Annotated in this window: 19 protein-coding genes; 11 read left to right on the forward strand and 8 right to left on the reverse strand. The window is 65.5% G+C overall.

What is annotated here, in order from left to right; all coding sequences use genetic code 11:
- Positions 1-31: 31 nt before the first annotated feature.
- The 3 genes from IVB18_RS10280 to IVB18_RS10290 all read right to left on the reverse strand — a co-directional run bounded on the left by IVB18_RS10280 (position 32) and on the right by IVB18_RS10290 (position 3,222).
- On the reverse strand, positions 32-322 hold the full coding sequence (locus IVB18_RS10280; RefSeq protein ID WP_247989057.1) for a type II toxin-antitoxin system HicB family antitoxin: 291 nt from the start codon (positions 320-322) through the stop codon (positions 32-34).
- Between the two features lie 33 nt (positions 323-355).
- Positions 356-466, reverse strand: a complete 111-nt coding sequence (locus tag IVB18_RS10285; protein ID WP_346732619.1) for a type II toxin-antitoxin system HicA family toxin — start codon at positions 464-466, stop codon at positions 356-358.
- A gap of 131 nt (positions 467-597) precedes the next feature.
- A complete protein-coding gene (locus IVB18_RS10290) occupies positions 598-3,222 on the reverse strand; it encodes a UvrD-helicase domain-containing protein (RefSeq protein WP_247989058.1) in 2,625 nt (874 codons plus the stop codon).
- 244 nt (positions 3,223-3,466) lie between these two features.
- Between IVB18_RS10290 and IVB18_RS10295 the strand changes: the two genes are divergently transcribed.
- Positions 3,467-3,640 carry a DUF1328 domain-containing protein gene (locus IVB18_RS10295; protein WP_247989059.1) on the forward strand — a complete coding sequence of 58 codons (174 nt, stop codon included), beginning with the start codon at positions 3,467-3,469 and terminating at the stop codon, positions 3,638-3,640.
- 3 nt (positions 3,641-3,643) lie between these two features.
- Here the strand turns inward: IVB18_RS10295 and IVB18_RS10300 are convergent, their stop codons facing one another.
- Complete coding sequence (locus tag IVB18_RS10300) at positions 3,644-4,135, reverse strand: thioesterase family protein (RefSeq protein WP_247989060.1); 492 nt, start codon at positions 4,133-4,135, stop codon at positions 3,644-3,646.
- 86 nt (positions 4,136-4,221) lie between these two features.
- On the opposite strand from IVB18_RS10300, the gene IVB18_RS10305 reads away from it, so the two are divergent.
- The 3 genes from IVB18_RS10305 to IVB18_RS10315 all read left to right on the forward strand — a co-directional run bounded on the left by IVB18_RS10305 (position 4,222) and on the right by IVB18_RS10315 (position 7,565).
- Positions 4,222-5,646, forward strand: a complete 1,425-nt coding sequence (locus IVB18_RS10305) for an FAD-linked oxidase C-terminal domain-containing protein (RefSeq protein ID WP_247989061.1) — start codon at positions 4,222-4,224, stop codon at positions 5,644-5,646.
- 103 nt (positions 5,647-5,749) lie between these two features.
- Positions 5,750-7,078, forward strand: coding sequence for a Spy/CpxP family protein refolding chaperone (locus IVB18_RS10310; RefSeq protein ID WP_247989062.1), 1,329 nt, complete (start codon positions 5,750-5,752; stop codon positions 7,076-7,078).
- Between the two features lie 124 nt (positions 7,079-7,202).
- Entirely contained in the window at positions 7,203-7,565 is a 363-nt protein-coding gene (locus tag IVB18_RS10315; protein ID WP_247989063.1) for a hypothetical protein, read from the forward strand.
- 183 nt (positions 7,566-7,748) lie between these two features.
- Here the strand turns inward: IVB18_RS10315 and IVB18_RS10320 are convergent, their stop codons facing one another.
- The 3 genes from IVB18_RS10320 to IVB18_RS10330 form a co-directional block, all read right to left on the reverse strand.
- A complete protein-coding gene (locus tag IVB18_RS10320) occupies positions 7,749-9,422 on the reverse strand; it encodes a SulP family inorganic anion transporter (RefSeq protein WP_247989064.1) in 1,674 nt (557 codons plus the stop codon).
- Positions 9,423-9,570: 148 nt separating this feature from the next.
- A complete protein-coding gene (locus IVB18_RS10325) occupies positions 9,571-11,067 on the reverse strand; it encodes a caspase family protein (protein ID WP_247989065.1) in 1,497 nt (498 codons plus the stop codon).
- 147 nt (positions 11,068-11,214) lie between these two features.
- Positions 11,215-12,135, reverse strand: coding sequence for a LysR family transcriptional regulator (locus IVB18_RS10330; RefSeq protein WP_247989066.1), 921 nt, complete (start codon positions 12,133-12,135; stop codon positions 11,215-11,217).
- Positions 12,136-12,232: 97 nt separating this feature from the next.
- On the opposite strand from IVB18_RS10330, the gene IVB18_RS10335 reads away from it, so the two are divergent.
- From IVB18_RS10335 to IVB18_RS10350, 4 genes are all read left to right on the forward strand, one after another.
- Positions 12,233-12,676 (forward strand): DoxX family protein, encoded by a 444-nt coding sequence (locus tag IVB18_RS10335; RefSeq protein WP_247989067.1) that lies wholly within the window; start codon positions 12,233-12,235, stop codon positions 12,674-12,676.
- Positions 12,677-13,041: 365 nt separating this feature from the next.
- On the forward strand, positions 13,042-14,073 hold the full coding sequence (locus IVB18_RS10340; protein WP_247989068.1) for a TRAP transporter substrate-binding protein: 1,032 nt from the start codon (positions 13,042-13,044) through the stop codon (positions 14,071-14,073).
- 37 nt (positions 14,074-14,110) lie between these two features.
- Positions 14,111-15,964, forward strand: a complete 1,854-nt coding sequence (locus IVB18_RS10345; protein WP_247989069.1) for a TRAP transporter large permease subunit — start codon at positions 14,111-14,113, stop codon at positions 15,962-15,964.
- A gap of 12 nt (positions 15,965-15,976) precedes the next feature.
- The gene (locus IVB18_RS10350; protein ID WP_346732620.1) at positions 15,977-16,954 is read left to right on the forward strand and encodes a hydroxyacid dehydrogenase; all 978 of its coding nucleotides are present in this window, start codon (positions 15,977-15,979) and stop codon (positions 16,952-16,954) included.
- A 183-nt stretch (positions 16,955-17,137) separates the two neighbouring features.
- Here the strand turns inward: IVB18_RS10350 and IVB18_RS10355 are convergent, their stop codons facing one another.
- Positions 17,138-18,304 carry an ABC transporter substrate-binding protein gene (locus tag IVB18_RS10355; RefSeq protein ID WP_247989070.1) on the reverse strand — a complete coding sequence of 389 codons (1,167 nt, stop codon included), beginning with the start codon at positions 18,302-18,304 and terminating at the stop codon, positions 17,138-17,140.
- Positions 18,305-18,620: 316 nt separating this feature from the next.
- Between IVB18_RS10355 and IVB18_RS10360 the strand changes: the two genes are divergently transcribed.
- The 3 genes from IVB18_RS10360 (at position 18,621) to IVB18_RS10370 (ending at position 25,143) form a co-directional block, all read left to right on the forward strand.
- Positions 18,621-21,011 carry an EAL domain-containing protein gene (locus IVB18_RS10360; protein WP_247989071.1) on the forward strand — a complete coding sequence of 797 codons (2,391 nt, stop codon included), beginning with the start codon at positions 18,621-18,623 and terminating at the stop codon, positions 21,009-21,011.
- 89 nt (positions 21,012-21,100) lie between these two features.
- Positions 21,101-22,402, forward strand: a complete 1,302-nt coding sequence (locus IVB18_RS10365) for an MFS transporter (protein ID WP_247989072.1) — start codon at positions 21,101-21,103, stop codon at positions 22,400-22,402.
- A gap of 158 nt (positions 22,403-22,560) precedes the next feature.
- Positions 22,561-25,143 carry an EAL domain-containing protein gene (locus IVB18_RS10370; protein WP_247989073.1) on the forward strand — a complete coding sequence of 861 codons (2,583 nt, stop codon included), beginning with the start codon at positions 22,561-22,563 and terminating at the stop codon, positions 25,141-25,143.
- Positions 25,144-25,152: the final 9 nt, after the last annotated feature.

The following is a 25,152-nucleotide window of genomic DNA, read 5'->3' on the forward strand; positions in this document are numbered from 1 at the left end:
TCGACAGCCCGACCGGTGCGGCGAACAGTCCTCACTCCGCGGCGTCCGCGCGGACCGGCAATTCGATCAGGGCGACCATGTAGTTCCTGAGGTCGTCGGCCACGTCCGGATCGGCCTTGAGTTCGGTCAGCGTTCTGGGCCGGGGAAGCTCGCGGCCATCCTCGGTCAGATCTTCCGCATAGAGCTCGAGAGCCTCGGGCGCATTGTGCAAGGCCTCGTCGATGTCGTCGCCGCCGGAAATGCAGCCGGGCAGGTCGGGAAACCACACGCCAACGGCATGGTCCGGGCCAGCGTCTTCGATAATGGCAATGTAGTGCGCCATGTCGACCTCAGTCGGGCCTCCAGCCCGCGCCCTTTATAAATGGCACGGACGCCCCTTTCCCACGTCCTTCTTGGGGTGCGGAATGACAAGCGTATCGCCCGAGACGGGACTTTTGAACACGTGGTGTGAGCCGGTCACGCGCACGAGCTTCTATCCCTCTCGCTCCAGGCGCCGAATGATGTCACGGCTTGCGGTCAGCATGACGTCCCCCAGGATTCATCTGACCAGAAAACTAGATTATGACAAGCGGCGTTAAGCGAGCGAGACGCGAGTGCTCACGCCCGCTGAACAAAACTGTCGACGACCTTCTTCTCACCCGCCTTGTCGAAGGCAATCGTGAGCTTGTTGCCGTCGATCCTGGTTACGCGGCCGTAGCCGAATTTCTGGTGGAAGACGCGGTCGGAGAGGGAGAATTCCGAGGTCGTGCCGGTGGATTTGGCGACCAGCTCGCCCTCGATCGTCATCGGCCCGCGACGCCGTGAGGAGAAGCTGCCAAAATCGGGCGAGGACGACGAGGACGAAAACGACGAGGCCTCTTCCTCCAAGCCGCCGCCGCCATTGCGGCCGCCGCCCCGGTTGCGGTTGGCTTGTGAACGATTGGCTTGGGCGCGCTGCCAGCCCGGCGTCGTATAGCTCGACCCGAACGCCTCCATGTCGTCGAAGCGCGAGGCGCCGTAGCCGCCGGTGCCACCCCAGGCCGAACCGCCCTTGGATTCCGTGATCTCGACATTGGCCGCCGGCAATTCGTCGAGGAAGCGCGACGGGATCGTGGTCGACCAGGTGCCATGGATGCGCCGGTTGGTCGCAAAATAGATTTTTGCGCGGCGGCGGGCGCGGGTCAGGCCGACGTGGCCGAGCCGGCGCTCTTCCTCGAGCCCGGCACGGCCCTGTTCGTCCAGCGTGCGCTGGCTCGGGAACAGGCCTTCCTCCCAGCCGGGCAGGAAAACGTTGTCGAATTCGAGCCCCTTGGCCGAATGCAGCGTCATCAGCGACACCGCATCGTCCTCGGCGCCGCTGTCGCGATCCATCACCAGCGAGATGTGCTCGAGGAACCCTTGCAGATTCTCGAACTCCTCCATCGAGCGCACCAGCTCCTTCAGGTTCTCCAGCCGTCCCGCGGCATCCGCCGAACGATCCTTCTGCCACATCTCGGTGTAGCCGCTCTCGTCGAGCACGATCTGGGCCAGATCAGTGTGCGCGGTGACCTCGCGCTGGGCGCGCCAGCGGTCGAACTGGGCGACGAGGGCGCGTAAGGACCCACGCGCCTTCGGCTTCAGCTCGTCGGTCTCCACCACGGCGCGTGCGGACTCGAACAGCGGAATGCGGCGCTTGCGGGCGTGATCGTGCAGCATCTGCACGGTGGCATCGCCAAGCCCGCGTTTGGGGGTGTTGACGATGCGCTCAAAGGCGAGGTCGTCGGCGGGCGAATTGATGACGCGCAAATAGGCCAGGGCGTCGCGGATTTCGGCGCGCTCATAGAAGCGCGGGCCGCCGATCACGCGATAGGGCAGGCCGAGCGTGACGAAACGATCTTCGAACTCGCGCATCTGGTAGGAGGCGCGCACCAGGATCGCGATCTCGTTGAGCTTGTCGCCCTGGCGCTGGATCTGCTCGATCTCCTCGCCGATGCCGCGGGCTTCCTCTTCCGAATCCCACGAGCCGGTCACCGTGACCTTCTCGCCGTCCTGGTCCTCGGTGCGCAGCGTCTTGCCGAGCCGGCCTTCATTGTGCGCGATCAGATGCGAGGCAGCGGCCAGGATGTGACCGGTCGAGCGGTAGTTGCGCTCGAGGCGAATGACCTTGGCGCCGGGAAAATCGTGGTCGAAGCGCAGGATGTTGTCGACCTCGGCGCCGCGCCAGCCATAGATCGACTGGTCGTCGTCGCCGACGCAGCAGATGTTTTTGACGTGGGTCTTCTCCCTCTCCCCGTCCTTCACGGGGTCGCGACGAGCTTCGCTCGCGCTGAGAGGGTCGGGGTGAGGGGCTGTCTCCACGAGCGCGGTGCTTGGAGAGTCCCCCTCACCCGCCGTGCTGCGCACGTCGGCCTCTCCCCGCAGGCGGGGAGAGGCAATAGAAGAGGGCGCCTGCGACAACAGCCGCAGCCACAGATACTGCGCAACGTTGGTGTCTTGGTACTCGTCGACCAGGATGTATTTGAAGCGCTGCTGGTACTGCCGGAGAATATCCGGGTGCTCGCGGAAGATGCGGATGTCTTCGAGCAGCAGATCGCCGAAATCGGCGGCGTTCAGGATCTTCAGCCGCTCCTGGTAGCTCGTATAGAGCTTGCCGCCCTTGCCGTTGGCGAAGACAGCGGCTTCGCCGGAGGGCACCTGCGACGGCGTCAGGCCGCGATTCTTCCAGCCGTCGATCAGGCCGGCCAGCATGCGCGCCGGCCAGCGCTTGTCGTCGATGTTCTCGGCCTGAAGAAGCTGCTTCAACAGCCGGACCTGGTCGTCGACGTCGAGCACGGTGAAATTGGACTTGAGCTGCGCCAGCTCGGCATGGCTGCGCAGGATGCGGCCGCCGATGGAGTGGAAGGTGCCGAGCCACGGCATGCCTTCGACGGCGTGGCCGAGCATCTGGCCGAGCCGATGCTTCATCTCGCGGGCGGCCTTGTTGGTGAAGGTCACCGACAGGATCTCGCTTGGGCGGGCGCGGCCCTGGCTCAGGATGTGGGCGATGCGGGTGGTCAGCACGCGCGTCTTGCCGGTGCCGGCGCCGGCCAGCACCAGGACCGGACCGTCCAGCGTCTCCACCGCCTCGCGCTGCTCGGGATTGAGCCCGGACAAATATTTCGGCCCGACCGAGGCGCGAGCACGCGCGGCGATGCCGCCCGCGGCAGGCTGGTGGTCGGGGACATTCTGAGAGACGATTTTGCTTGGCTCGGTCATGCGAATCATTGGCCCCACGATGGCACCGCGGGGTGACGGAAGGGAGCCTTCATAACAGGGATTACCGCCTATATGGGGTGGCGGCGAGGGGTTTTCCACGTACGCCGAACGCTGATTTGTTCCTGCGGGGTGCGCGAATTTCGCCCCACTTCAGGTCGGAACCATCGTTTCCCGGTCGAGATTGTCTCTGCAACCGTGGCGCGGTGGTCAGCCGCGCCGATCGCGGACAGATATCGAGACGGAGGTTCGGATCATGCTAGGCTGGGTTGTGACGTTTCTGGTTATCGCACTGATCGCCGGTATTTTGGGCTTCGGCGGCATCGCCGGCGCTTCGGTCGAAATCGCCAAGATCATCTTCTTTATCGCCGTCGTGCTGTTCCTGGTCTCGGCCGTGTTCGGATTGGTCCGTGGCCGCACCAGGGTCTAGCGCCTATCGCTTCGAGGGCATCGCGATGTTTCGGCCGATGCCCTCGGGCCGCGGCACGGTGCTGTGGGCTCTAACGACCGCAGCGATACGATCCTGGATGTCGGGCGGAAACGGTGCGACCTTGCGCAAATTCATGTCCATGTGAAGGGACATGTTCTCGGAGGTGGCCGACAGCCAGCCTTCGGTCGCGTGACGCAGCTCCTCGAACGTGTGCAGCCGCTTGTCGTCGGCTTCCAGCAGCCACACCGAAATCTGCACGGGATCGCCGAGATGGATCTCGCGCAAGTAACGCACATGGCATTCGGCGGTGAAGGTCGAGCCGTGGCGCTCTTTCATATAAGTCGGTCCGACGCCAAGCTCGAGCCAAAGCTGGTCGATCGCGCGATCGAACATCACGTTGTAATAGGCCATGTTGAGGTGGCCATTGTAGTCGATCCATTGCGGCTCGATCTGCATGATTGATGAGCGGAACGGCTCAGCGGCGGTCTCCGGCATGTTTCCTTCCCTAGCGATGCGTCCGGTCGCTTGACTTGACCGGTCAGATGTCCTTTGCCACGGTCCTTCTGTCGGGAGGAATGTCCGTGGGTACGACCATCACCAATAATCCGCCGCGGCCGCAGCCGAAAGCCCTCGCGAGCGCGCTGGAACAGCTTGCCGCACGGTTCGGCAACCGCCTCATCACCTCGCAGGCCGTCCGCCAGCAGCACGGCCATACCACGACATGGATCGCCAACCAGCCACCGGACGGCGTGGTGATGGCGCAGGAGACCGCCGACATCCAGGACGTGGTGCGGATCTGCGCGAAAAACGGCGTGCCCGTCATCGCCTTCGGCACCGGCACCTCGCTGGAGGGCCAGGTCAACGCGCCCGCGGGGGGCATCTCGATCGACCTGCGCGACATGAACAAGGTGCTGGCGGTGCATGCCGAGGACCTCGACTGCGTGATCCAGCCCGGCGTCACCCGCAAGGCGCTGAACGAGCATCTGCGCGACCAGGGCCTGTTCTTCCCGATCGACCCCGGCGCGGACGCTTCGCTCGGCGGCATGGCTTCGACGCGCGCCTCCGGCACCAATGCGGTGCGCTACGGCACCATGCGCGACAGCGTGCTGGCGCTGAAGGTCGTGCGCGGCGACGGCGAGATCATCACGACCGGCACGCGCGCCAAGAAGTCTTCCGCCGGCTACGACCTGACGCATCTCTTCGTCGGTGCCGAAGGTACGCTCGGCATCATCTCCGAACTAACCATCCGTCTGCGCGGCATTCCCGAGACGATCGCGGCCGGCGCGGTGTCGTTCGAGACGGTGCACGGGGCGTGTCAGGCGGTGATCCTGGCGATCCAGACCGGCATTCCCGTGGCGCGCATCGAGCTGCTCAATGCCGCGCAGGTGAAGGCCTGCAACGCCTATTCGAAGCTGACACTGCCGGAGACGCCGCTGCTGCTGATGGAATTCCACGGCAGCGAGATCGAGGTCGCCGAGCAGTCCAAGGCGTTCGGCGAGATCGCGAAGGAGTGCGGCGGCGGCGATTTCTCCTGGACCACCAAGCCGGAGGATCGCACCAAACTGTGGCAGGCGCGGCACGACGCCTATTGGTCGGTGAAGGCGCTGCGGCCCGGCGACAGCATCGGCGTGGTCGCGACCGACGTCTGCGTGCCGATCTCGCGCCTGGCCGAATGCGTCGGCGAGACCGAGGAGGATCTGAAGCGGCTCAACCTGCTGTCGCCGATCGTCGGCCATGTCGGCGACGGCAATTTCCACTGCTCGCTGGTCTGCGATACCAACGACGCCGACGAGATGGCGCGCGGCGAGGAGTTCATGCATCGCCTGGTCGAACGCGCGCAGGCGATGGACGGCACCTGCACCGGCGAGCACGGCATCGGCCAGGGCAAGCAGAAATACCTCGAGGCGGAACTCGGCCCCGAGGCGCTGGACGCGATGCGCGCACTGAAGAAGGCGCTCGATCCGCAGAATATCTTCAACCCCGGCAAGATCGTCCCGCAGGCGTAGCGCGGCCTGCCGCGTCGCGGTCGCGGAACTTTCGGCGGCGAGGCCGGTTCCAATACCCGTCAGTTTCCGATGCCTCAATGGCGCGGCTCTGCGGGAGGATGCGATGTTGCGACCGGTCATTGGAATTGCCGTGATGGCGCTTGCCTGCATGCTGGCTGGCACGGCTCTGGGGAAGGGCGGAGGTGGGGGACATGGCGGTGGGCATGGAGGCGGTCACGGAGGCGGTCACGGAGGGGGCCATGGCGGTGGCCATCATGGTGGCGGCCATTTCGGCGGTCACGGTTTCGGGCACGCGCATGGTGGCGGCGGGCATCATGGCGGTGTGCGGTTCGCAACCGGAGCCCGACATGGTGGCCCGAACTTCGGTCACATCCGCAATGCAGCCATCCGTCCCGCGAATTTCCGCAACGCCCTCAACGAGCACTCCGGCGCGTTCCGCAACGGCCGGCTGATCAGCAATCCGGCGGCGCGGGCCCAGATCGCAGCCGCGGCCGCACTTGTCGGCTGGCATGGCGCAAGCAGCGGATGGTGGCAACATGCAGGGGGCGGCTATGGCTGGGTCGGACCGCTGTTCTGGCCGTTCGCCTATAACGACCTCTACGACTACACGATCTGGGGCGACGGTCTCGGCTTCTGGGGCTACGGCTATCCGGACATCTATGCCGGCATCTTCGGGCCCTATGGCTATGACCGTCTCTCGGCCTATCTGCCGCAACGTCCGCAGGGACGACGGCAAGCGCGAGGCGTTGCGCTCGATCAGCTTTGCGGCAGCGATCGCCGCGAAATCGTCGGTGTGCCGATCGACCAGATCGCAGCCGCGGTGCTGCCGACGGACGCGCAAGGCGCAAGCCTCGACGACCTCGGCAATGCCTCGATCCAGGCGGCGGAGATGATCCGCGCGTCCTGTCCGGCGCAGGTCGCGGCGACGGCGCCCGGTCGTCTGGCGGCGATGCAGCAGCGCATCGAGGCGATGGAGAAAGCCGTCGACCTCGTTCAGCCCGCACTGGATAAATTCTATGGCTTGCTTACCGACGAGCAGAAGGCGCGCTTCAATGCGCTGGCCGAGGATCAGCGTCGCGCGACGGCTTCCAACAATGCCAGTGGATCGCTGGTCCAGAATTGCGGAGCGTCTGCTGCACTCGATTGGCCCGGCGCCGACATCGAGGCGAGGCTTCATCCCGACGGCACCCAGCGCGCTGCGCTGCAGGTGCTCCAGGATACCAGCGCCAAGGTCAGCGCATCGCTCAAGGCGGCCTGCCAGCCCAACGACGTGATGACGCCGCCGGCGCGAATGGCCGCGATCCGCAAGCGGCTCGACGTGATGCTGGATGGCGTCAAATCGGTGCGCGCTGCGCTCGAGGATTTCTATGCCACGTTGAACGACGAGCAGAAGGCGCAGTTCGAGGCGATCGGACCACGTCGGACGTCCTGAACGTGTCGCGAGCCACGGACTGTGGCGGAAAAAACCGCCTCGCCGATCTCACTACGGTTCTCTATGCTGGGCGCGGTTTGAAGCACGACAATGCGGTGGCCGGAAGACCACAGGTGGCGGGGTAATGAAGTGGTTCGCAAGGAAGCAGCCGGCGGACATCCGGGATGAAGCGATCGAGTGGCCGCTCGGCGACATCGAGGCAGCCGATCGTATCCGCGCGATCTGTGAGGCCGCAGCTGCGAGCGCGGCAGGCTCGGGGCGCAACAACAAGCGCGAAAGCGAACGCTATGAACGCGCCGCGCGTTCTGCGATGGAAATCGCGATGAAGATCTCGGACGACCTGATGCGCGACGACGCGGTCCGTCGCATCGTCGATCTCTGCATGAAGGCCAACGACATCAAGACCGCGCAGATCCTGTTTCGCGCAATCCACGCCAGCTGGATCCGCGAGACGGTGCAGCGGGATCATCCGGCGCTGTCGCAGTAAAGGCTGATTGTTGCCACGAGGAAGGTGCGCTCCCTCCCCCGCTTGCGGGGGAGGGTTGGGGAGAGGGTGTCTCCACCAGCGATATATCGCGAGTGGATAAAGCCCTCACCCGCCACGCTCTTGCGAGCGTGTCGACCTCTCCCGCAAGCGGGAGAGGTGAACCGAGCCCGCGGCCAACCTGACTTATTCCGCTTTCGCCAGCTTGCGCACGGCTTCGTCCACGCTGTGGAAGACGTGCTCCCTTGGCAGCGCATCGAACAATCTGAAACGTTCGAAGGCGTCCTGCGCGCGCACCGATTCCAGCCGCGCCAGCGCGACCGTGACGTCCTGCTCGCTGCACGCCTTGAAGATTTCGAGCAGGATCTGCGCGGCGGTGAAGTCGATCTCAACCATGCCGCTCGCCTCCAGCACCAGCAATTGCGGCGCGGACGTAGTGAGGACCTTGGTGACGTCGCTGCGGAAGCCCGGCGCGTTGAGGAACGACAGCGGGGCCTGGAGCCCGATCACGGCGACGCCGGCGATGCGCTCGCCGGTGATCTGCGGATGCGCCGGCCACCAGATCGTGGTGCCTGGCACGCGCTCGAACTCGACGAGCTTGGCGCGCGTCGTGCTCCAGATGCCGTGCAGCAGCGACAGCACGATGCCGAGGAACGCGCCCTGCTGGATCGGCAGCACGATGATCAGCGCGGCGGTCGCGACGATCAGCAGGAATTCGCTGAAGGATTGGCGGTAGATCGTGACGATCTGCTTCACGCGGATGATCCGCAGCGCCACGAACAGCAAAATGCCGCCGAGCGCGGCGTCCGGAACGTGCCACAACAATCCCGTCCCGAATGCGAGCAGGGCCAGCACGATCAGCGCCGCCGCAAGCCCCGCGAGCTGCGACTGTCCGCCGGTCTCGGCGACGATCCCGGTCCGCGGCGGACTGGCATTGACCGGAAACGCACCGAACAGGCCGGACAGCACGCTGCCGGCACCGGCGCCGAGAAAGTCGCGGTCGACATCGGCGGGCTTGTCGGGGTCGGACGGAAACGATCGCGTCGTCGCGGCGGTCTGGACCATCACGACCACGGTGATCACGAAGGCGAGCGGGACCAGACGCACCCATTGCTCCGGCGCGAGGTCGGGCAAGGTCGGCCGCGGCAACGTGCCCGGCACCGCGCCGACGACGTTGACGCCCTTGCTCTCGAGGCCGAGCCCGATCACGGCCAGCGTCGCGGCGACGAGCCCGATCAGCGCGCCGGGAATTTTTGCACTCACCTTCTCGGAGATGAAGACGACGGCCAGCACGCCGAACCCGATGCACAGCGTATAGGGATTGGTGCGCCCGAGCTCGCCGGCGAGCACGCCGATGCGATCGAGCGTCGGCCCGCTCGGCGACTCCAGTCCCAGCACACCCGGCAATTGCGACACGACGATGTGGACGGAGATGCCGGCGAGGAAGCCGACTATGACAGGCACCGACAACAGGTTGGCGATGGCGCCGAGGCGAAAGGCGCCGCCGGCGAGCATCATCGCGCCGACCATCAGCGCCAGCGCGATCGCAAGGCCCTGATATTCGGGGGAGCCGGCGACGGCGAGCGCCGCAAGACCGCCGGCGAAGATCGGCGTGATCGTGGAATCGGCGCCGCAGGACAGGAAGCGGTTGCCGCCGAGCATCGCAAAGCCGAGCGATCCCGCCATGAAGGCGAAGAAGCCGATCTGCGGCGCAAATCCGCCGAGCCGCGCGGTGGCCATCTGTTCGGGGATCGCAATCGCCGCCAGCGTCAGCCCCGCCAAGAGATCGCCGGGCAGCGAATAGGACGCGAGTGACCGGAACAGCAGCCATGAGCTCTTGGTGGGAACGTCGTGCGGCATCGATGTGGAGTCCCCGGAGCTGCGTCAGGCGGTCAGACTACAGCATTTCCGGATCGAAAGACCGCAGATGGCGCAGGCGCTGCGCCATCAACAAAAATGTCCGCAGGCGAAAAACCTGCGGACATACATTCGTAACGGGGCAACGGTCTTAGTATCTGCCGCGATTGTAGTCGCCGTGTCCTTCTCCGCCGCGGCCGCCCATACCCATGCCCAAGCCAATTCCGACACCGATGCCGATGCCTTGCATTATGGCGCCGGGCGGCGGCCCGCGATCCGGAGGCGGCGCGCGCTCGTAGACCACTTCGTCAGACGGAGGAGCGGGCCGGCGCCTGGGCGGCGTATCGACCACCTTGCGCTTGGGCGGCGTGTCGTCGACGCGCTTCTTGATGACCGGCGCGATCGTCGGATTGATCGGCGTCGCCGGGGTCGAAGGCGTCGAGCACGGGCAGGTCGGAGCCATCGCGACGGCGATCGGAGCAGGGGCCGCCGCCACCGTGGCGGGCAAGGCGTAGTTACGGTTCTGCACGCGGAGCAGCAGCCTGCGCGCGGTCGCGGCGAGGTCGCTGTTGTCCCAGTTCGCGAGATAGGCCTCGAAGGAAGCGCGGGTGTTGATCGCGGTGGCGCGCTCCCAGGCCAGCATCTGGCGCCGGCGCTCCAGGATCGTGCGCAGGCGCGGCGTGAAAGAGGCCTGCGCGTACAGCTCGACATAGGCCTGATACGCGGGAACGGTGTCGTCGGTGATCACGAGCTCGTAGGCGACCTTGGCGTCCTTGCCCTGCAAGTCCTTGCGCCAGTCCTCGACGCTGCGCGTGGCGCTCGCAAGTGCCATCGAGCCTGCGCCCGGAACAGAAGGTTGCTGACCGGTGCTGTCGCCGAAGAACTTGAAATCGGTCGTCAGCGAGGAGCTTTCCCATGGGATCTGCCGCCCGTCGGTCGATTGCGCCACGGCGACGCGAATGCGCTTGAACACTTCCTCGATCGGGATGTTCGGTTGCTTCGTGACCGAGAGCGCCGCGGTGGTGTAGGGGCTGTCGGCGCCGGAGCCGTCCTCGGCCTCGGAGCCTGGCGAGGTCGAATAGGAAATGAAGGAGCCGGGCGCGCCGGCCTTGGTGTCGACGATCGCAAGCCCGTGGCCGGCGCCGCTGAGCGCCGGGAAGGGATTGTTGCGGCAGGCATCGAGCATGAAGATGCGCGCCCGTGTCGGCAGCGCGCCTAGCGTGTTGAGCAGGTCGTTCAGCCGCACGCCCTGCAAGGGAATGTCGGCCTCGCGCTTCGGATCGAGATCGACCGGCACCAGATAGTTCTCGCCGTCGATCTGGAGGCCGTGACCGGCGTAGAACACCAGCGCGACGGTGTCGGCGCCGCTGGCGCTGACCTTGCCGGCGAAATCCGAGATCGCCGCGCGCATGTCGTTCTGCGCCAGATTGGATGCCGTGGTGACGCTGAAGCCGGCATTGCCGAGCAGCTCCGTCATGCCCTTGGCATCGTTGGCGGCGTTGGGCAGCTCCGGCACCGTGCGATAGGCCGATTGGCCGATCACCAGTGCAAGCCGCGCTTCGGCCGCGGCATCCGACGGCGTCATCAGTTGCGTGAGGGCAAGAAGGCCGGATGCAAGAAACAAATTGCGAAAGACTGGACGGCGCATGGTGTCACCTCCATCGGCAATGCGCGCGATGATGTCACCTTTTCTAGTCGCCCGCCATGACCCTGTCTGTGCACTGGATCACGCTCGTGGGCTTGCGACAAAATGGGGCAGGGGTCTGCCGGAGCCGACGCGCCAGGCCGTGCTCCGTCACGGCAGGCCGCGGTCCCAGGGCGGTTCGGGCGAAAAGCGCGCGGCGAAAAAGTCGATGAAGGCGCGCACCTTGGCGGGCGGACGACGGTCGGGCAGGTAGACCGCGTGCACCGCGGAGGTCTGGATCTCCGGCTGGTCCAGCGGAAGCGCGACGAGCGTGCCGGCGCGCAAGTCATCGGCGATGATGAAGGTCGGCTGTCGCGCGAGGCCAAGGCCGGCCAGCGTCGCCGCGCGTAGCGCATCGTCATTATTGGCGCGCAGATTGCCGCTGACCTGGACGCGGATCTCGCCGTCCGCGCCGAACAGCCATTCCGCCGCGCTGGCCTGCTGCGAAAGCGTGTAGCCGAAGCAATTATGCGCAGCGAGGTCGGACACGCTGCGCGGCGTGCCGTGCTTCGCCAGGTAAGAGGGCGCGGCGCAGACGACCATGCGGTTCGGCGCGAGCCGCCGCGCCATCATGCTGGAATCGCGCAGCTTGCCGATGCGGATCGCGAGGTCCCAGCCTTCGTCGGCGAGGTCGACAAGGCGATCGTTGAGGCCGAGCTCGATCGTGACCTCGGGATGGCGTTCCGAGAACTCCGCGATGAGCGGCGCGATCTGCCTCGTGCCGAACACGACGGGCACGTTGACCCGCAGCAGCCCGCGGGGCTCGACGCGCTCGCGCGCGACCGCGGCGTCGGCGGTCTCCATGTCGGCGAGGATGCGCTCGGAGGATTCAAGATAGAGGCGACCGGCCTCGGTGATGGATAGCCGCCTTGTGGTGCGGTGGAACAGCTTGATCCCGAGCCGCCCCTCCAGCGCCGCAACGTGCTTGGTGACCATGGTCTGCGACAGGCCCATGGCCCGGGCCGCGCCGGACAGGCTGCCGATCGCCGCCACCTTGGCGAAGACTTCCAGGCTGGTCAGGCGGTCGAGCAAGTCATCTCACTCTATTGGTATGAGGTATATTTCCAGAATAGCGGATTATCATCTAATTGAGAATAGATCATAGCTCGGTCTGAACAAGGAGACTGCTATGATCGATTCCCGTACCGCTCCCTACGCCGCGCTGATGCTGCGCGTGACGCTGGGCGCGCTGTTTCTCGCCCATGCCAGCCTGAAACTATTCGTTTTCACCCCGGCCGGCACGGCAAAATTCTTCGGCAGCCTCGGCTTCCCGCCCGAGCTCGCCTATCTCATCATGACGGTTGAAGTGCTGAGCGGCATTGCCCTGATCCTCGGCGTCTGGACCCGCTATGCCGCGCTCGCCGGCATTCCGATCCTGCTCGGAGCCATCTTCACGGTGCACGGCGCCGCCGGCTTCTTCTTCACCAATCCGAAGGGCGGTTGGGAATTCCCCGCCTTCTGGGCGATTGCGCTGGCGGCACAGGCGCTGCTCGGCGACGGCGCCTACGCGCTGCGTCCGTCGCGTGATGTCGAGGCGGCCAGCGGGCAGTTGAGCACCGCGCATTCGCGCTGACGCCACCGGCATTGTCGTCCAAATCCGGAGCCGCGGGCGTGATCCCGCGGCTCTTGCTTTTCTGTTGCGTACCAAACCAATCAATATGCGTTCGGCATTGATCCATACCTGAATTGGATCGATCCGCGTCATCTCGCGCCGCGGGTCTTTCGGCTGCGGGGCCATCGCACCGCATTTCACGAAAACATCGGCAAACACAGGCATTCCGGGGCGATCTCTGCCGGCGCGTCGGCACCCCGCGCCGCTCGCTGCAGCGCCGGCCGCAATCCTTGCCTGCGCCGTCGCTTTGGCCATACAGTCGAGCCGACACGCCGCGACAACGATCGCGGTTGCGAAAAAAGAATACTTTGGGGAGAGACAGCACCATGACCATCGTGCCCGTCAGCCGTCGCACGTTCATCAAGTCGTCGACGGCGGTGACCGCCGGCCTGATGTTGTCTCCCGCCATCATCGGCCGCGCCGAAGCTGCGACGATGAAGCTGAAATGCTCCTCCTCGCTGCCGAATGATCCCAAATATGCCAACGGCCGCGTCTACTACGATAATCTGGTCAAGAACCTGAAGGCGAACGGGCTCGGCGAGCAGGTCGAGGTCGCCTTCTTTCCGGACAACCAGCTCGGTCAGGAAATCGACGTCATCAATTCGGTCAAGCTCGGCGTCATCGACCTCATGGTGTCGGGCTCGTCGATCTCGGCCAATCTGGTGCCGCTGGTCGGCACTTACGACCTCGGCTTTCTCTTCTCGAGCTTCCCGCAGCAGACCAAGGCGTTCGACGCCGGCGCCGCCAAGCCGGTTGAGGACGCCCTGCTCAAGGGCGGCAACATCCGGATCATCGCCTGGGCCTATAATTTCGGCTCACGCAGTGTGTTTGCGAAGAAGCCGGTGAAGACGCCGGAGGATCTCGCCGGTCTCAAGATCCGGACGCTGCCAAATCCCGTCATCACGGAATGCCTGCGGCTGATGGGGGCCGCCGCGACGCCGCTGGCGTTCGGCGAAATCTACACAGCGTTGCAAGCCGGCGTGCTGGACGGGCTGGAGCACGATCCGCCGACGATCCTGGCCAGCAAGTTCTTCGAAACGGCAAAATTCTATGCTCTGACGCAGCACAATTTCTCGCCGCTCGCGATCTACTTCAGCGACATGACCTACAACCGCATGGATCCGAAGCTCCGCGACGGCTTTCTCGATGCCGCCAAGAAGGCCGCGGCCGACACGCGTGCGCATGGGCTTGCGGTCGAGAAGGAGGCGCTGTCGGCTTTGACCGAGAAGGGCGTGACGGTGGCCGAATGCGACCGCGAGGCGTTCAAGAAGCGCGTGGCGCCGCAGGCCGAAAACTTCATGAAGGCGCGGCCGGAATCCAAGCCCATCATCGACATCATCCGCGCGACGCAAGCCTGAGATGGCCAAGCCTGAGATGGCCAAGTCTGAGATGGCGATGACAGGCGCCGTATCCCTCTCGGGCGGCCGTCACGGAAGCATCACCCTCCTGCTTCGCTTGAGCGACGCGAGCGCGGCCGTCCTGCTGGCCGCCGACCTCCTGGTGGTGTGCGCCTCCGTGCTGCTGCGCTTCCTGTTCAACGCACCGGTCGAATGGTCGGACGACGTCGCGCGCGGGCTGATGGTCGGGTCGGCCTTCTTCGGCGCGGCGAGCGCGCTCGCGCGCGGCGAGAATGTCGGCGTGTCCTTCTTCCGCGATCTGGCTCCGGTGCGGCTGCAGGCGCTGGTCGACGCGGCCAGTGCGCTGCTGGTGGTGCTGATCTCGGGCTACGTCGCCTGTCACGCGATCAAGCTGGGCTCGCTGACGGCGGGGCAGACCACCGGATCAGGGCTGCCGCTGGAGCTGACTTTCTATCCGATGGGCGTCGGCGCGCTGTTCATGACGGTGTTCGCGATCGATCAGCTCTGCGCCCGGCCGCTTCCCGACATCGTCAGGGGCCTCGTTGCGATCGCCGTGGTGACCGGCCTCTACCTCGCCTGGGATTATCTGTCGCCGTCATCGGTGCCGTCGGCGGGCATCCTGATGCTGATCGGCTTCTTCGCAACGCTGTTCGGCGGCTTGCCGATCGGATTTGCGCTGGCGCTGGCCGCGCTGATCTTCATCTGGGTCGAGGGCGCGCTGCCCGGCGTCATCTTCGCGCAGCAGATGGCGCGCGGCATCGACAATTTCGTGCTGCTCGCGATCCCGTTCTTCATCCTCGTCGGCTATCTCATGGAAGCCAACGGCATGTCGGTGCGCCTGATCGAGCTGTTGCAGCGCGCCGTCGGCCGCATGCGCGGTGGGCTGAATGTCGTGATGGTGGCTTCGATGGTGCTGTTCTCGGGCATCTCGGGCTCGAAGATGGCCGACGTCGCCGCCGTCGGCTCGGTGCTGATCCCGGCGGCGCGCCGCTCGAAGCAGAATCCGGGCAGCGCAGTGGCGCTGCTCGCGGCATCCGCGGTGATGGCGGAAACCATTCCGCCCTGCATCAACCTCATCATCCTCGGTTTCGTCGCCAATTTGTCGATCGGCGGCCTTTTCATCGCGGGGCTGTTGCCGTCGGCGCTGATGGCGCTGGTCCTGATCGTTGTCTCCATCATCTTCGGCAAGCGCCCGGCCGCGGCCGAGGAGGTGGAGCCGCAGATTCCGGTGTCGGGCCTGTGGAGCGGCGCGATCGCCTCGTTCGGCCTGATCTTCATGATCTTCTTCGGCTTCAAGAGCGGCTTTGCCACGGCCACCGAAATCTCGGCCTTCGCCGTCGCCTATGCGCTCGTCGTCGGCAGCGTGGTGTTCCGCGAGCTCAGCTTCAAATCGGCCGCGCACAGCTTTGTCCAGGCGGCGACGCGTGCGGGCCTCGTGCTGTTCATCGTCGCCGCCGCGCAGTCGCTCGCTTTCACGCTGACCTTGCAACAGGTGCCGCATGCGGTCGGCGATTTCATGCTTGGATTGTCCAAGACCAGCGGCGTCTGGCTGTTCATCCTGCTCGCGATCGCCGTTCTGATCGTGATGGGCTCGGTGCTGGAAGGCGCGGCTGCCCTCATCATCTTCGGGCCGCTGCTGTTGCCGGTCGCCGTGCAGCTCGGCGTCGATCCCCTGCATTTCGGCGTCGTGCTTGTCATCGCGATGGGCATAGGTCTGTTCGCGCCGCCGCTCGGGCTCGGACTCTACGGCGCCTGCCTGATCGGCAACGTCCCGATCGAGCAGACGGTGAAGCCGATCATGGGCTATCTAGGCCTGTTGCTGCTCTGTCTGCTGGTGATCGCGTTCGTGCCGTCGCTCAGCACCGCGCTGCCGCACGCGTTCGGCTACTGAAGGAGTCTTGCCGTGATGGTCCTGTTGGCTCACACGCCGGAGATGCGCCGGAATTACTACGGCGATCGCAGCCTCAACGGCCTGCGCGCGATCGCCGAGGTGATCCTGCACGAGGGCGATCAGCCGCTCGATGCAGCTAGCCTCGTCAACGCGGCGAAGGATGCCGACATCATCGTCGCCGATCGCATGACGGAAGGCCGCGGCGAGATCTTTCCGCAACTGCCGCGCTTGCGCGCCTTCGTCCGCTGCGCCGTCGATATCCGTAATATCGACGTCGAGGCCGCATCAACGGCCGGCGTGCTCGTGACCCGCGCCGGTCCCGGCTTCGTGCAGGCGGTGGCCGAGCTCGCGCTCGGCTTCATGGTCGATCTGTCACGCGGCGTGTCGCGGGCGACGGCCGACTACCAGGCCGGCCGCAGGCCTGAAGCACGAATGGGCCGCCAGCTCGCCGGCAGCCGCGTCGGCATCATCGGCTACGGCAGCATCGGGCGCTATCTCGCCGAGGTCGCGAAGGTGCTGTGCATGGAGGTGCTGGTGTCCGATCCCTTCGCGACCGTCAGCGACAGCGCCATCAGGCAGGTCGCGCTGGACGAACTCATGGCGGCGTCGGACTACGTCGTATGCCTCGCCGTTGCCAACGAGCAGACCGAGAAGCTGATCGGGGAGGCGGCGCTGGCGCGCATGCAAAGGCACGCCGTCTTCATCAATCTCTCGCGCGGCAATCTCGTCGACGAGGCCGCGCTCGCGCGGGCGCTGCTGGAGGGCCGCATCGCCGGTGCGGCGATGGATGTCGGCCGCGCAGCCGACCAGATGCCGACCCCGGAACTAGCGAAGCTGCCAAACGTCATCGCGACGCCGCATGTCGGCGGCCTGACGCCGCAGGCGATCGAATACCAGTCGCTGGAAACCGTGCGGCAGGTGGAAGCGATCGTCAAAGGCGAGATCCCGCCGGGCGCGGTCAATGCCGACCGCTGGATGCGGCGGCCCTGAAAGGGCAAGGCTATCGCAGATGACGTGGACGCTTTGTGCGCTGAAGCTTCAACGCCGTCGTGGCCGGGCTTGTCCCGGCCATCCACGTCTTACCCAGCGGGACGAAGAACGTGGATGCCCGGGACAAGCCCGGGCATGACGGCCTCCTGCATTCGCTTATTCCGTTGCCGGGCCGAACGGGCGCTACAGCCCGTCGACCGCCCTGAACGTCCCGTCCTTCTGGATCACCGTCAAAAACACCTTCGGTGGGGTCTCGATTGCGCGCGTGCCGACGGTGACGATGCTGCCGCTGATGTCGAAGCGGCCGAAATCGTTGATGGCGCGGAGCAGGCCGGCCCGCGTCGGATTCGGTCCGGCCTTTTCCAGGGCCGCGGCCGCGAGGCGGCCGGACAGATAGCCTTCGAGCGACACGAAGTCGGGGGCAAGCGTCGGATCGTACGCCTGCTGCGCCGCCTGGTAGTCGGCGACGAGCTTCAATGAGCGATCCCAGGGAAACGGCACGACCTGCGAGACGATGACGCCTTCGCCGTCGGGACCGAGCTCGCGGGCGAGCGCATTGGCGCCCACGAAGGAGACGTTGACGAAGGTCGGATTGAAGCCGCTGCGATGCGCGAGCTTAATGAATTCGGCGCAGGGACCATAGGTCCCGACCATGACGATGGCCTCGGGCTCGGTGCGCTTGAGCATCCGCCAGGCCGAGCCGACCGCGCGGGTGTTGCGCTCGAAGGTGCCTTCGGCGGCGAGCTCGAGGCCGCGCTTGGCAAGCGCGCGCTTCACGCCGGCGAGACCGTCGCGGCCGAAGGAATCGTCCTGGTAGAAGATGCCGATGCGGGTGAACCGGCGATCCTCCGTGAGGTGCTTGATCCACGCTTCGGCCTCCGCGCTATAGCTCGCGCGAATGTTGACCACGTTCGAGAGTTCGAGGTCGCGCAAAAATTCGGCGCCGCTGAACGGACCGATGAAGGGCACGTTCCTGGCACTGGTGATCGGAATGGTCGCCATCGCGGTCGGCGTGCCGACCGCGCCGATCAGCGCGAACACCTTGTCGTCCTCGATCAGCCGCAGCGTCTGCACCACCGAACGGTCGGGATCGTAGCCGTCGTCGCGGCTGACGAGTTGCAGCTTGCGGCCGTGGACGCCACCCTTCGCGTTGATCTCGGTGAACGCCGCGACGATGCCTTGCCGCATGCGCTGTCCGAGCGCGGAGGAGGGGCCCTCGAGCGCGGCGGCCTGGCCGAACAGGATCGCATCGTCGCTGACGCCGATTTCCTCGCCTCTGGCCGTGAGCATGGTCGCGGCTAGGAGCGCGATGGTCAGGCCGATGCATGTCGCTGATCGAAATCGATACATCAGGAAGTCTTGCCGGGTGCAGGGAGCAGCTCCGCTAAAGATATCTCGGCAGCATGAATCGGCGATGTATCGGCGGCTCCGTACTACTCCGGGGAAAACCGGCAACTTACTTCCATAAAGTTCGCGTCATTCCTGCACTTCATTAACTAAGCCGCGCAATGCGAAGCGGCAGGGTATCGAAGTTGTGCAGTTCTTAACCGCGGTCCTGTTCCGATAGTAGCTCCGGCAGCTCAACCACAGGTTCGGTTTGTCGCAGAGAGGGGACTGCGGTTTCAGGATGGGCGATCGCGATCAAAATGATCAGGATCGGAGACGCATGACCGGACGGCGGCGTCTTGCGCCGCTGTTCGGGCTGTATCGTCCTGCACTGGTTGCAGCCGGCGTCGGTCTGCTGTTCTCGCTGGTCGGCGCCGCCGCGGTGGCGCGATGGGAGGACCGCGTCAACAGGATCGAGTTCGAGAACGCGGCCGAAACCCAATCCCTCATCATGCAGAACGGCATGAACGAGTATATCAGTCGGCTCGTTGCGCTGCGCACCCTGTTCGAATCGGCCAACGAGGAAATCACCCGCAGCGAATTCGAGACCTTCAGCGCCCGCCTGTTCGAGCGCCATCCGGGCATGCTGCGCGTTGCCTGGCTGCCGCGGGTCAACCGCAAGGAGCGCGCCCAATACGAGGCAGCCGCGATCGCGGACGGCGTCTCCAGCTATCGCATCAAGTCGCTCCAGGGCGAAGGCTTTGCAACCGCGCCGCAGAGCGACGAGTATTTTCCGATCTTCTATTCGACGCAGCCGAAGACCTCACTCGTCTACGGCATGGACTACGCAACCGTTCCGGATCGCCGTGCTGTCCTCGGGCGAGCGCGGGACAACGACGGGATCGCATCGTTGCGGACGGAGCTCTATGGTCCCCGCGAGAACGGCCAGTTGCCGAACGTCATGGCTGTGGTGCCGGTCTATGCCAAGGGCACCTCGCGCGACACGGTCGCCGACCGGCGCCGCAATCTGGCGGGCTTCGTCGTCGGCATCTTCGACCTGCCACTGCTGATGCAATCCATTCGTGTGACGACTGGAGCAAGCCCGGCGGTCAGCGTGAACGTCTATCCGCCGTTCACCGGGCGGATCGTCAGCATGGAGCACGCGCTGCCGGATTATTCCTCGGCGGCCACCGCCCCGCAGTCGATGCGCGATGTCGCGCAAGGCCTGCACTGGTCGGGCCAGCTCAAGATCGGGGACACCGACTGGCAGGTGCGCGCGATGCCGACGCCCGGCGGTCCGCTGGAGATGACTTACGACCGCGCGGTCGCGGTGCTCATCGTCGGCATGCTGCTTACGCAGTCACTTGCGACCTATCTCATGCTTGCAAGCCGCAATTCGCGGCGGCTGTCGCTAGCGAACCGCCGGGTACTCGAGCTCGCCCAGACCGACATCCTCACCGGCTTGCCGAACCGCGCCTTCTTCCTCGCCCGGCTCGACGAGCTCAATGGCCGGTTGAAGGACCGCGGTCCGACGTTCTCGATCCTGATGCTCGATCTCGACCGCTTCAAGAACGTCAATGACTCCCTTGGTCACGGTGCCGGCGATGTGCTGCTGCGCCAGGTGGCGCAGCGGCTGAAATCGGCGTTGCGGGCGAGCGACGTGCTGGCGCGGCTCGGCGGCGACGAATTCGCCATCATCCAGGAAGACTGCGAGGATCAGCGCGCCGGCTCGACAGAGCTGGCGGGACGGATCGCAAAGCTCGTAGCCGAACCTTTCCTTCTGCCCGGACATCGCGTGGAGATCGGCACCAGCATCGGCATTGCGATCGCTCCGGATCACGGCAGCGACCAGGAGCAGTTGCTGAAGAAGGCGGACCTCGCGCTCTATCGCTCAAAATCGGCGGGCCGCAACTGCTTCACGATCTACGATGAGGCGATGTCGGCCGAGCTCGAGGCCCGCAACACGCTGGAAGGCGATCTGCGCGACGCCATCGCGCGCTGCCAGCTCGAAGTGCACTACCAGCCGTTCGTCGATGCAATCTGCGGCGAGCGGCGCGGTTTCGAGGCGTTGGTGCGCTGGCGGCATCCGACGCGCGGACTGATCCCGCCGGACCAGTTCATACCGCTTGCGGAGGAGACCGGGCTGATCGTGCCGCTCGGCGAATTCGTGCTGCGGCGCGCCTGCGCGGATGCCGCGGCCTGGCCTTCCGATCTGATGGTTGCCGTGAACCTGTCGCCGATCCAGTTCAAGGAAGCCGATCTGTTCGAGGTGATCCGGGCCGCGCTGGGGGATTCCGGGCTGCCGCCGCAACGGCTCGAGATCGAGGTCACCGAATCGGTCCTGCTGGAGCGTGGCGCCGAGAACCACGCTTTCATCGAGCAGCTCAAGGGCATCGGCATCGAGCTCGCGCTCGACGATTTCGGCACCGGCTATTCGTCGCTGAGCTATCTGATTGCGTTCCCGTTCGACAAGATCAAGATCGACAAGTCGTTCATCCGCAACCTCACCCATCAGCCGCGCAGCTCGGCGATCATCTCCTCGATCGTGACGCTGGCGCGCGGCCTCGACATGTCTGTTACAGCCGAGGGTGTCGAGACCTGCGAGGAGTTCGAGCGGTTGAGGGCGCTCGGTGTCAACTTCGCACAGGGCTATCTGTTCGGCCGCCCGCAGCCGGTCGACCGGATCGAGTTCGATGCGCCTGTCCAGCCTTCGCAGCTCGACGCCGCTTGACCTCGCCGCCCGATGGGCATGCGCGGAAAGCGCTTGACCCGGGTATCCCGAGATGGTCCGAAGGATCGTCCAGGGATGAAATACACAAAATGCGACTTCCGTTCTTCTACGGCTGGGTCGTGGTCGCGGTGACCTTCGTCACCATGGCCATTGGCGTCAACGCGCGCACCGCCTTCTCACTGTTCTTTCCGCCGATCATCTCCGAATTCGGCTGGGAGCGCGGCGTCACCGCCGGCGCATTCTCCTTCGGCTTTGTGGTGTCGGGCGTGGTCAGCCCGCTGATCGGCCGGCTGATGGATCGCGCCGGGCCTCGCGCGGTGATGGAGCTCGGTGTCGTGCTGATGGGAGGCGGGCTGCTGCTGGCGCCGCTGACCAGCACGCCGTGGCACCTCTATGTCACCATCGGCGTCATGGTCGGCGCCGGCAGCGTCTGCCTCGGCTATTCCGGCCAGTCGCTGTTCCTGCCGAACTGGTTCATCCGCAAGCGCGGCTTTGCCATCGGCATCGCCTTTGCCGGCGTCGGCATCGGCTCGGTGACCCTGCTGCCCTGGGTGCAGCACATGATCGAGCAAACCGGCTGGCGCACCGCCTGCACCGCGATGGGCCTGATGATCCTGATCGTGCTGGCACCGATCAACCTGTTCCTGCACAAGCGGCCCGAAGACATCGGCCTCCAGCCGGACGGCGACGCGGCGCCGTCCGCAGGCGCCGCAAAGCCGGTCTCCAACATCGTCGATCCCGTCTGGGTCGGCACCGAATGGACGCTGAGGCGAGCGGTTGCGACCGCGCGGTTCTGGTGGATCGCACTCGGCTATTTCTGCGGCCTGTACATCTGGTATGCGGTGCAGGTGCACCAGACCAAGTTCCTGCTCGATATCGGTTTCAGTCCGAGCGTCGCGGTGTGGGCGCTCGGCATCGTGAGCCTGCTCGGCATTCCCGGCCAGATTTTCCTTGGCCATGTCTCCGACCGGATCGGACGGGAATGGGTCTGGGCGATTAGCTGCGCAGGCTTTGCGATCTGCTTCGCGGCTTTGATGGCGTTGAAGTACCAGCCCTCGCTCTGGCTTATCTACGTGATGGTGTTCACGCAAGGCGCGCTCGGTTACGGCCTCACCTCGATCATGGGCGCAGTGGTGTTCGAGATTTTCCAGGGCCGGCACCAGGGCAGCATCTTCGGAACGATCATGCTGGCGGCATTGGCCGGCGGCGCGGCCGGACCATGGCTGACCGGATTTCTCTATGATCGCGCTGGCGACTATACGCTGGCCTTCGCCATCGCCATGGTCATGAGCGGTCTGTCGGCGCTGTCGATCTGGCAGGCCGCCCCGCGCAAGGTGCGGGCCGTGGCCGGGCGGCTGCACACGGTCAAGCATGGAACCAGCGCCGAATAGGTTCCGTACGCACTGAATTGCCTTCGCCTCTTTGGCGGAATGTTAAGCATGTCGCATCTTGGCCGGACGCAACCCGGTTGCAAAAACGTCTCGATCACCTTCGGAGCGTTAGCGTCGGGCTCGTTGCCGCATTTTCCCCGATGTTCCCGGGTCAGACGATGTTCGCCACCGATTGCCTTGTGACAGAAATTCCGGACGTTCTGCTGGCTGCGCTCGAATGCGCCGACGATGGCATCGTCATCGTCGATAGCTCGCACCGCATCACGCATTTCAACGCCGGCGCGGAGCGGATCTGGAAGCTCGCGCGCACTGACGTGCTCGGTCGCGATGCCAAGGTTCTCACCCTCAAATGTCTGAAGGACCCGGTTGCGGAGTTCCGCGACGAGATCAGCCTCGCGCGGCGCGACGGCAGTCGCATCAGGGCGACTGTCACGCTGTCCTCCGCGACCATCGATGGCGCGGTCCATCGCATCGTGTTCGCCCGCGACGTCACCGCCGAGGCCGAGCGCCGTGCGCGGATCAAGCTTCTCGACGCCGTTTCCGACCAGACCAACCGCGCGGTGATCATCACCGACACCGAGCAGAACATCCGCTACGTCAACTCAGCGTTCACGACGCTGTTCGGCTACACCAGCGACGAAGCCGAGGGACGCAGTGCGGCCGATCTCATCGCCGGTTGCCATACCGATCGCGCGGCCCTTGCAAAGCTGATCAAGCGCCTGATGCATGGCGGCCGCCGCGGCGAAGTCGAGGTGCTCGCCTACGACAAGGACGGCGAGGAGATCTGGGTCTGCGCCCGGATCGATGCCTTCCGCGACAAGAAGGGCCGGGTCAAGCACATCTTCGCGTTGCTCGAGGATATCACCGAGACCAAGCAGTTGCGCTCGCTCCAGCAGCTCATCATGAGCGCGCTGGCCGACGAGGTTCCGATCGCCGAGATCGCCGACCGGCTGTGCCGCCGCGTCGAGGAGATCGCGCCCGAAGTGGTCTGTTCGCTGCTTCACGTCGATGCCGCAGGCCTGATCCACCCGCTCGGCGGTCCGAGCCTGCCCGACGACTATTCCCGCGCATTGGACGGCGTTGCGATCGGCCCCAACGTAGGCTCGTGCGGCACGGCCGCCTTCTACGGCGAGCCGGTTCTGGCCGTCGATCTCGACACCGATCCGCGCTGGCAGCCCTACAAGGCGATGCCGCTCGGGATTGGCCTGCGTGCGTGCTGGTCGACACCGGTCAAGGCCAAGGACGGCCGGGTCATCGCCACCTTCGCCTTCTACTATCGGGAATCGCGCGCGCCGAGCAACTGGCACCGGCGGATCGTCGATGCCTGCGTCAATCTCGGCGCGTTCGCGATCGAGCGCAAGGAGGCACGCGCCGAGATCGCGCGGCTCGCTTATCACGACATCCTCACCGGCCTGCCGAACCGCGCGCAGCTGCGGCACCTGATCACGACCGCGATCGACGCCTGTCCGACCGGCAGCCACGTCGCGCTGGCCTTCCTCGACGTCGACCATTTCAAGGACGTCAACGACACGCTCGGTCACGCCGCCGGCGATGAGCTCCTGATCCAGCTCGCGCACCGCCTGCGCGAGCAGATCGGGCCCGAAGACATGCTGGGACGACTGGGCGGCGACGAATTCGTCGTGCTGCTGCCCCATCGCAACGCCGAGGGTGCCGGGCGCGTCGCGACCGGCATCACCGAGGCGCTGGCTGCACCTTTGCGGCTTGGATCGAGGCAGATGCAGATGTCGGCGAGCATCGGCATCAGCCTTTATCCCGATCATGCCACCGACATCGACGCGCTGATGCAGCAGGCCGACGCTGCCATGTACATGGCCAAGCAGGCGGGACGTTCGACCCATCGAATCTTCAGCGCAGAGATGAACGAGCTTGCCGAGCAGCGGCTGGCGCTGGTCGCGGCGCTCCGCCGCGCCATCGCGGAGGGCGCTCTGACTCTCAGCTACCAGCCGCAGATCCGCAGCTGTGACGGCGCCATCCACGGCGTCGAGGCGCTGGCGCGCTGGCACGATGCCGCGCTCGGCGAGGTCTCGCCGGCAAAGTTCATCCCGCTGGCGGAAGAATGCGGACTGATCGAGCAGATCGGCCTGTGGTCGGTGCGCGAGGCCTGCCGACAGATGGCGAGCTGGCGCCGCGCCGGGCTCGACATTCCCTGTGTGTCGGTGAATCTGTCACCGCTTAATTTCCGCAATGCCGCCCTTGCTGCGCGGCTGGCCGACGTCCTCACCGAGCACGAGCTGCCGCCGGATGCGCTGATGCTCGAGATCACCGAAGGCGCGTTCATGCAGGACAGCGTCGCCGCGATCGAAACGATGAACGCAATCCGCGCACTCGGCGTCGGGCTCTCCGTGGACGATTTCGGCACCGGCTATTCGAGCCTCAGCCGCCTCGCCCATCTGCCGATCCGCGAGTTGAAGATCGACCGCAGTTTTATGCGCGACATCGAGAAAGACGCCGGCGCGCTGGCGATCGCGACCGCCGTGGTGCGCGTGGGGCAGGGTCTCGGCATGACCGTCGTCGCCGAAGGCGTCGAGACCGAGGCGCAGCGCAAGCTGCTGGCCGAGCTCGGCTGCGACGTCGTGCAGGGCTTCCTCTATGCGCCCGCGCTCCCGCCGATGGCGTTCGAGCGCTGGCTGATCGAGCACTGCGCCGAGCAGGCGAGGGCGATGCTGGGTCGGCTCGACGTTGCGCCGGGCGGTCCGGTTACGGCGAAGCGATCGGCTTAGCGCTACTTT

The organism is Bradyrhizobium sp. 186, from assembly GCF_023101685.1.
GTDB lineage: Bacteria > Pseudomonadota > Alphaproteobacteria > Rhizobiales > Xanthobacteraceae > Bradyrhizobium.

Coding starts and splice junctions, on each gene's coding strand:
- IVB18_RS10325 (WP_247989065.1), bottom strand. CDS start 11,067: ATGCGCCGTCCAGTCTTTCGCAATTTGTTTCTTGCATCCGGCCTTCTT.
- IVB18_RS10370 (WP_247989073.1), top strand. CDS start 22,561: ATGTTCGCCACCGATTGCCTTGTGACAGAAATTCCGGACGTTCTGCTG.
- IVB18_RS10290 (WP_247989058.1), bottom strand. CDS start 3,222: ATGATTCGCATGACCGAGCCAAGCAAAATCGTCTCTCAGAATGTCCCC.
- IVB18_RS10280 (WP_247989057.1), bottom strand. CDS start 322: ATGGCGCACTACATTGCCATTATCGAAGACGCTGGCCCGGACCATGCC.
- IVB18_RS10320 (WP_247989064.1), bottom strand. CDS start 9,422: ATGCCGCACGACGTTCCCACCAAGAGCTCATGGCTGCTGTTCCGGTCA.
- IVB18_RS10340 (WP_247989068.1), top strand. CDS start 13,042: ATGACCATCGTGCCCGTCAGCCGTCGCACGTTCATCAAGTCGTCGACG.
- IVB18_RS10300 (WP_247989060.1), bottom strand. CDS start 4,135: ATGCCGGAGACCGCCGCTGAGCCGTTCCGCTCATCAATCATGCAGATC.
- IVB18_RS10355 (WP_247989070.1), bottom strand. CDS start 18,304: ATGTATCGATTTCGATCAGCGACATGCATCGGCCTGACCATCGCGCTC.
- IVB18_RS10335 (WP_247989067.1), top strand. CDS start 12,233: ATGATCGATTCCCGTACCGCTCCCTACGCCGCGCTGATGCTGCGCGTG.
- IVB18_RS10315 (WP_247989063.1), top strand. CDS start 7,203: ATGAAGTGGTTCGCAAGGAAGCAGCCGGCGGACATCCGGGATGAAGCG.
- IVB18_RS10345 (WP_247989069.1), top strand. CDS start 14,111: ATGACAGGCGCCGTATCCCTCTCGGGCGGCCGTCACGGAAGCATCACC.
- IVB18_RS10295 (WP_247989059.1), top strand. CDS start 3,467: ATGCTAGGCTGGGTTGTGACGTTTCTGGTTATCGCACTGATCGCCGGT.
- IVB18_RS10360 (WP_247989071.1), top strand. CDS start 18,621: ATGACCGGACGGCGGCGTCTTGCGCCGCTGTTCGGGCTGTATCGTCCT.
- IVB18_RS10365 (WP_247989072.1), top strand. CDS start 21,101: ATGCGACTTCCGTTCTTCTACGGCTGGGTCGTGGTCGCGGTGACCTTC.
- IVB18_RS10310 (WP_247989062.1), top strand. CDS start 5,750: ATGTTGCGACCGGTCATTGGAATTGCCGTGATGGCGCTTGCCTGCATG.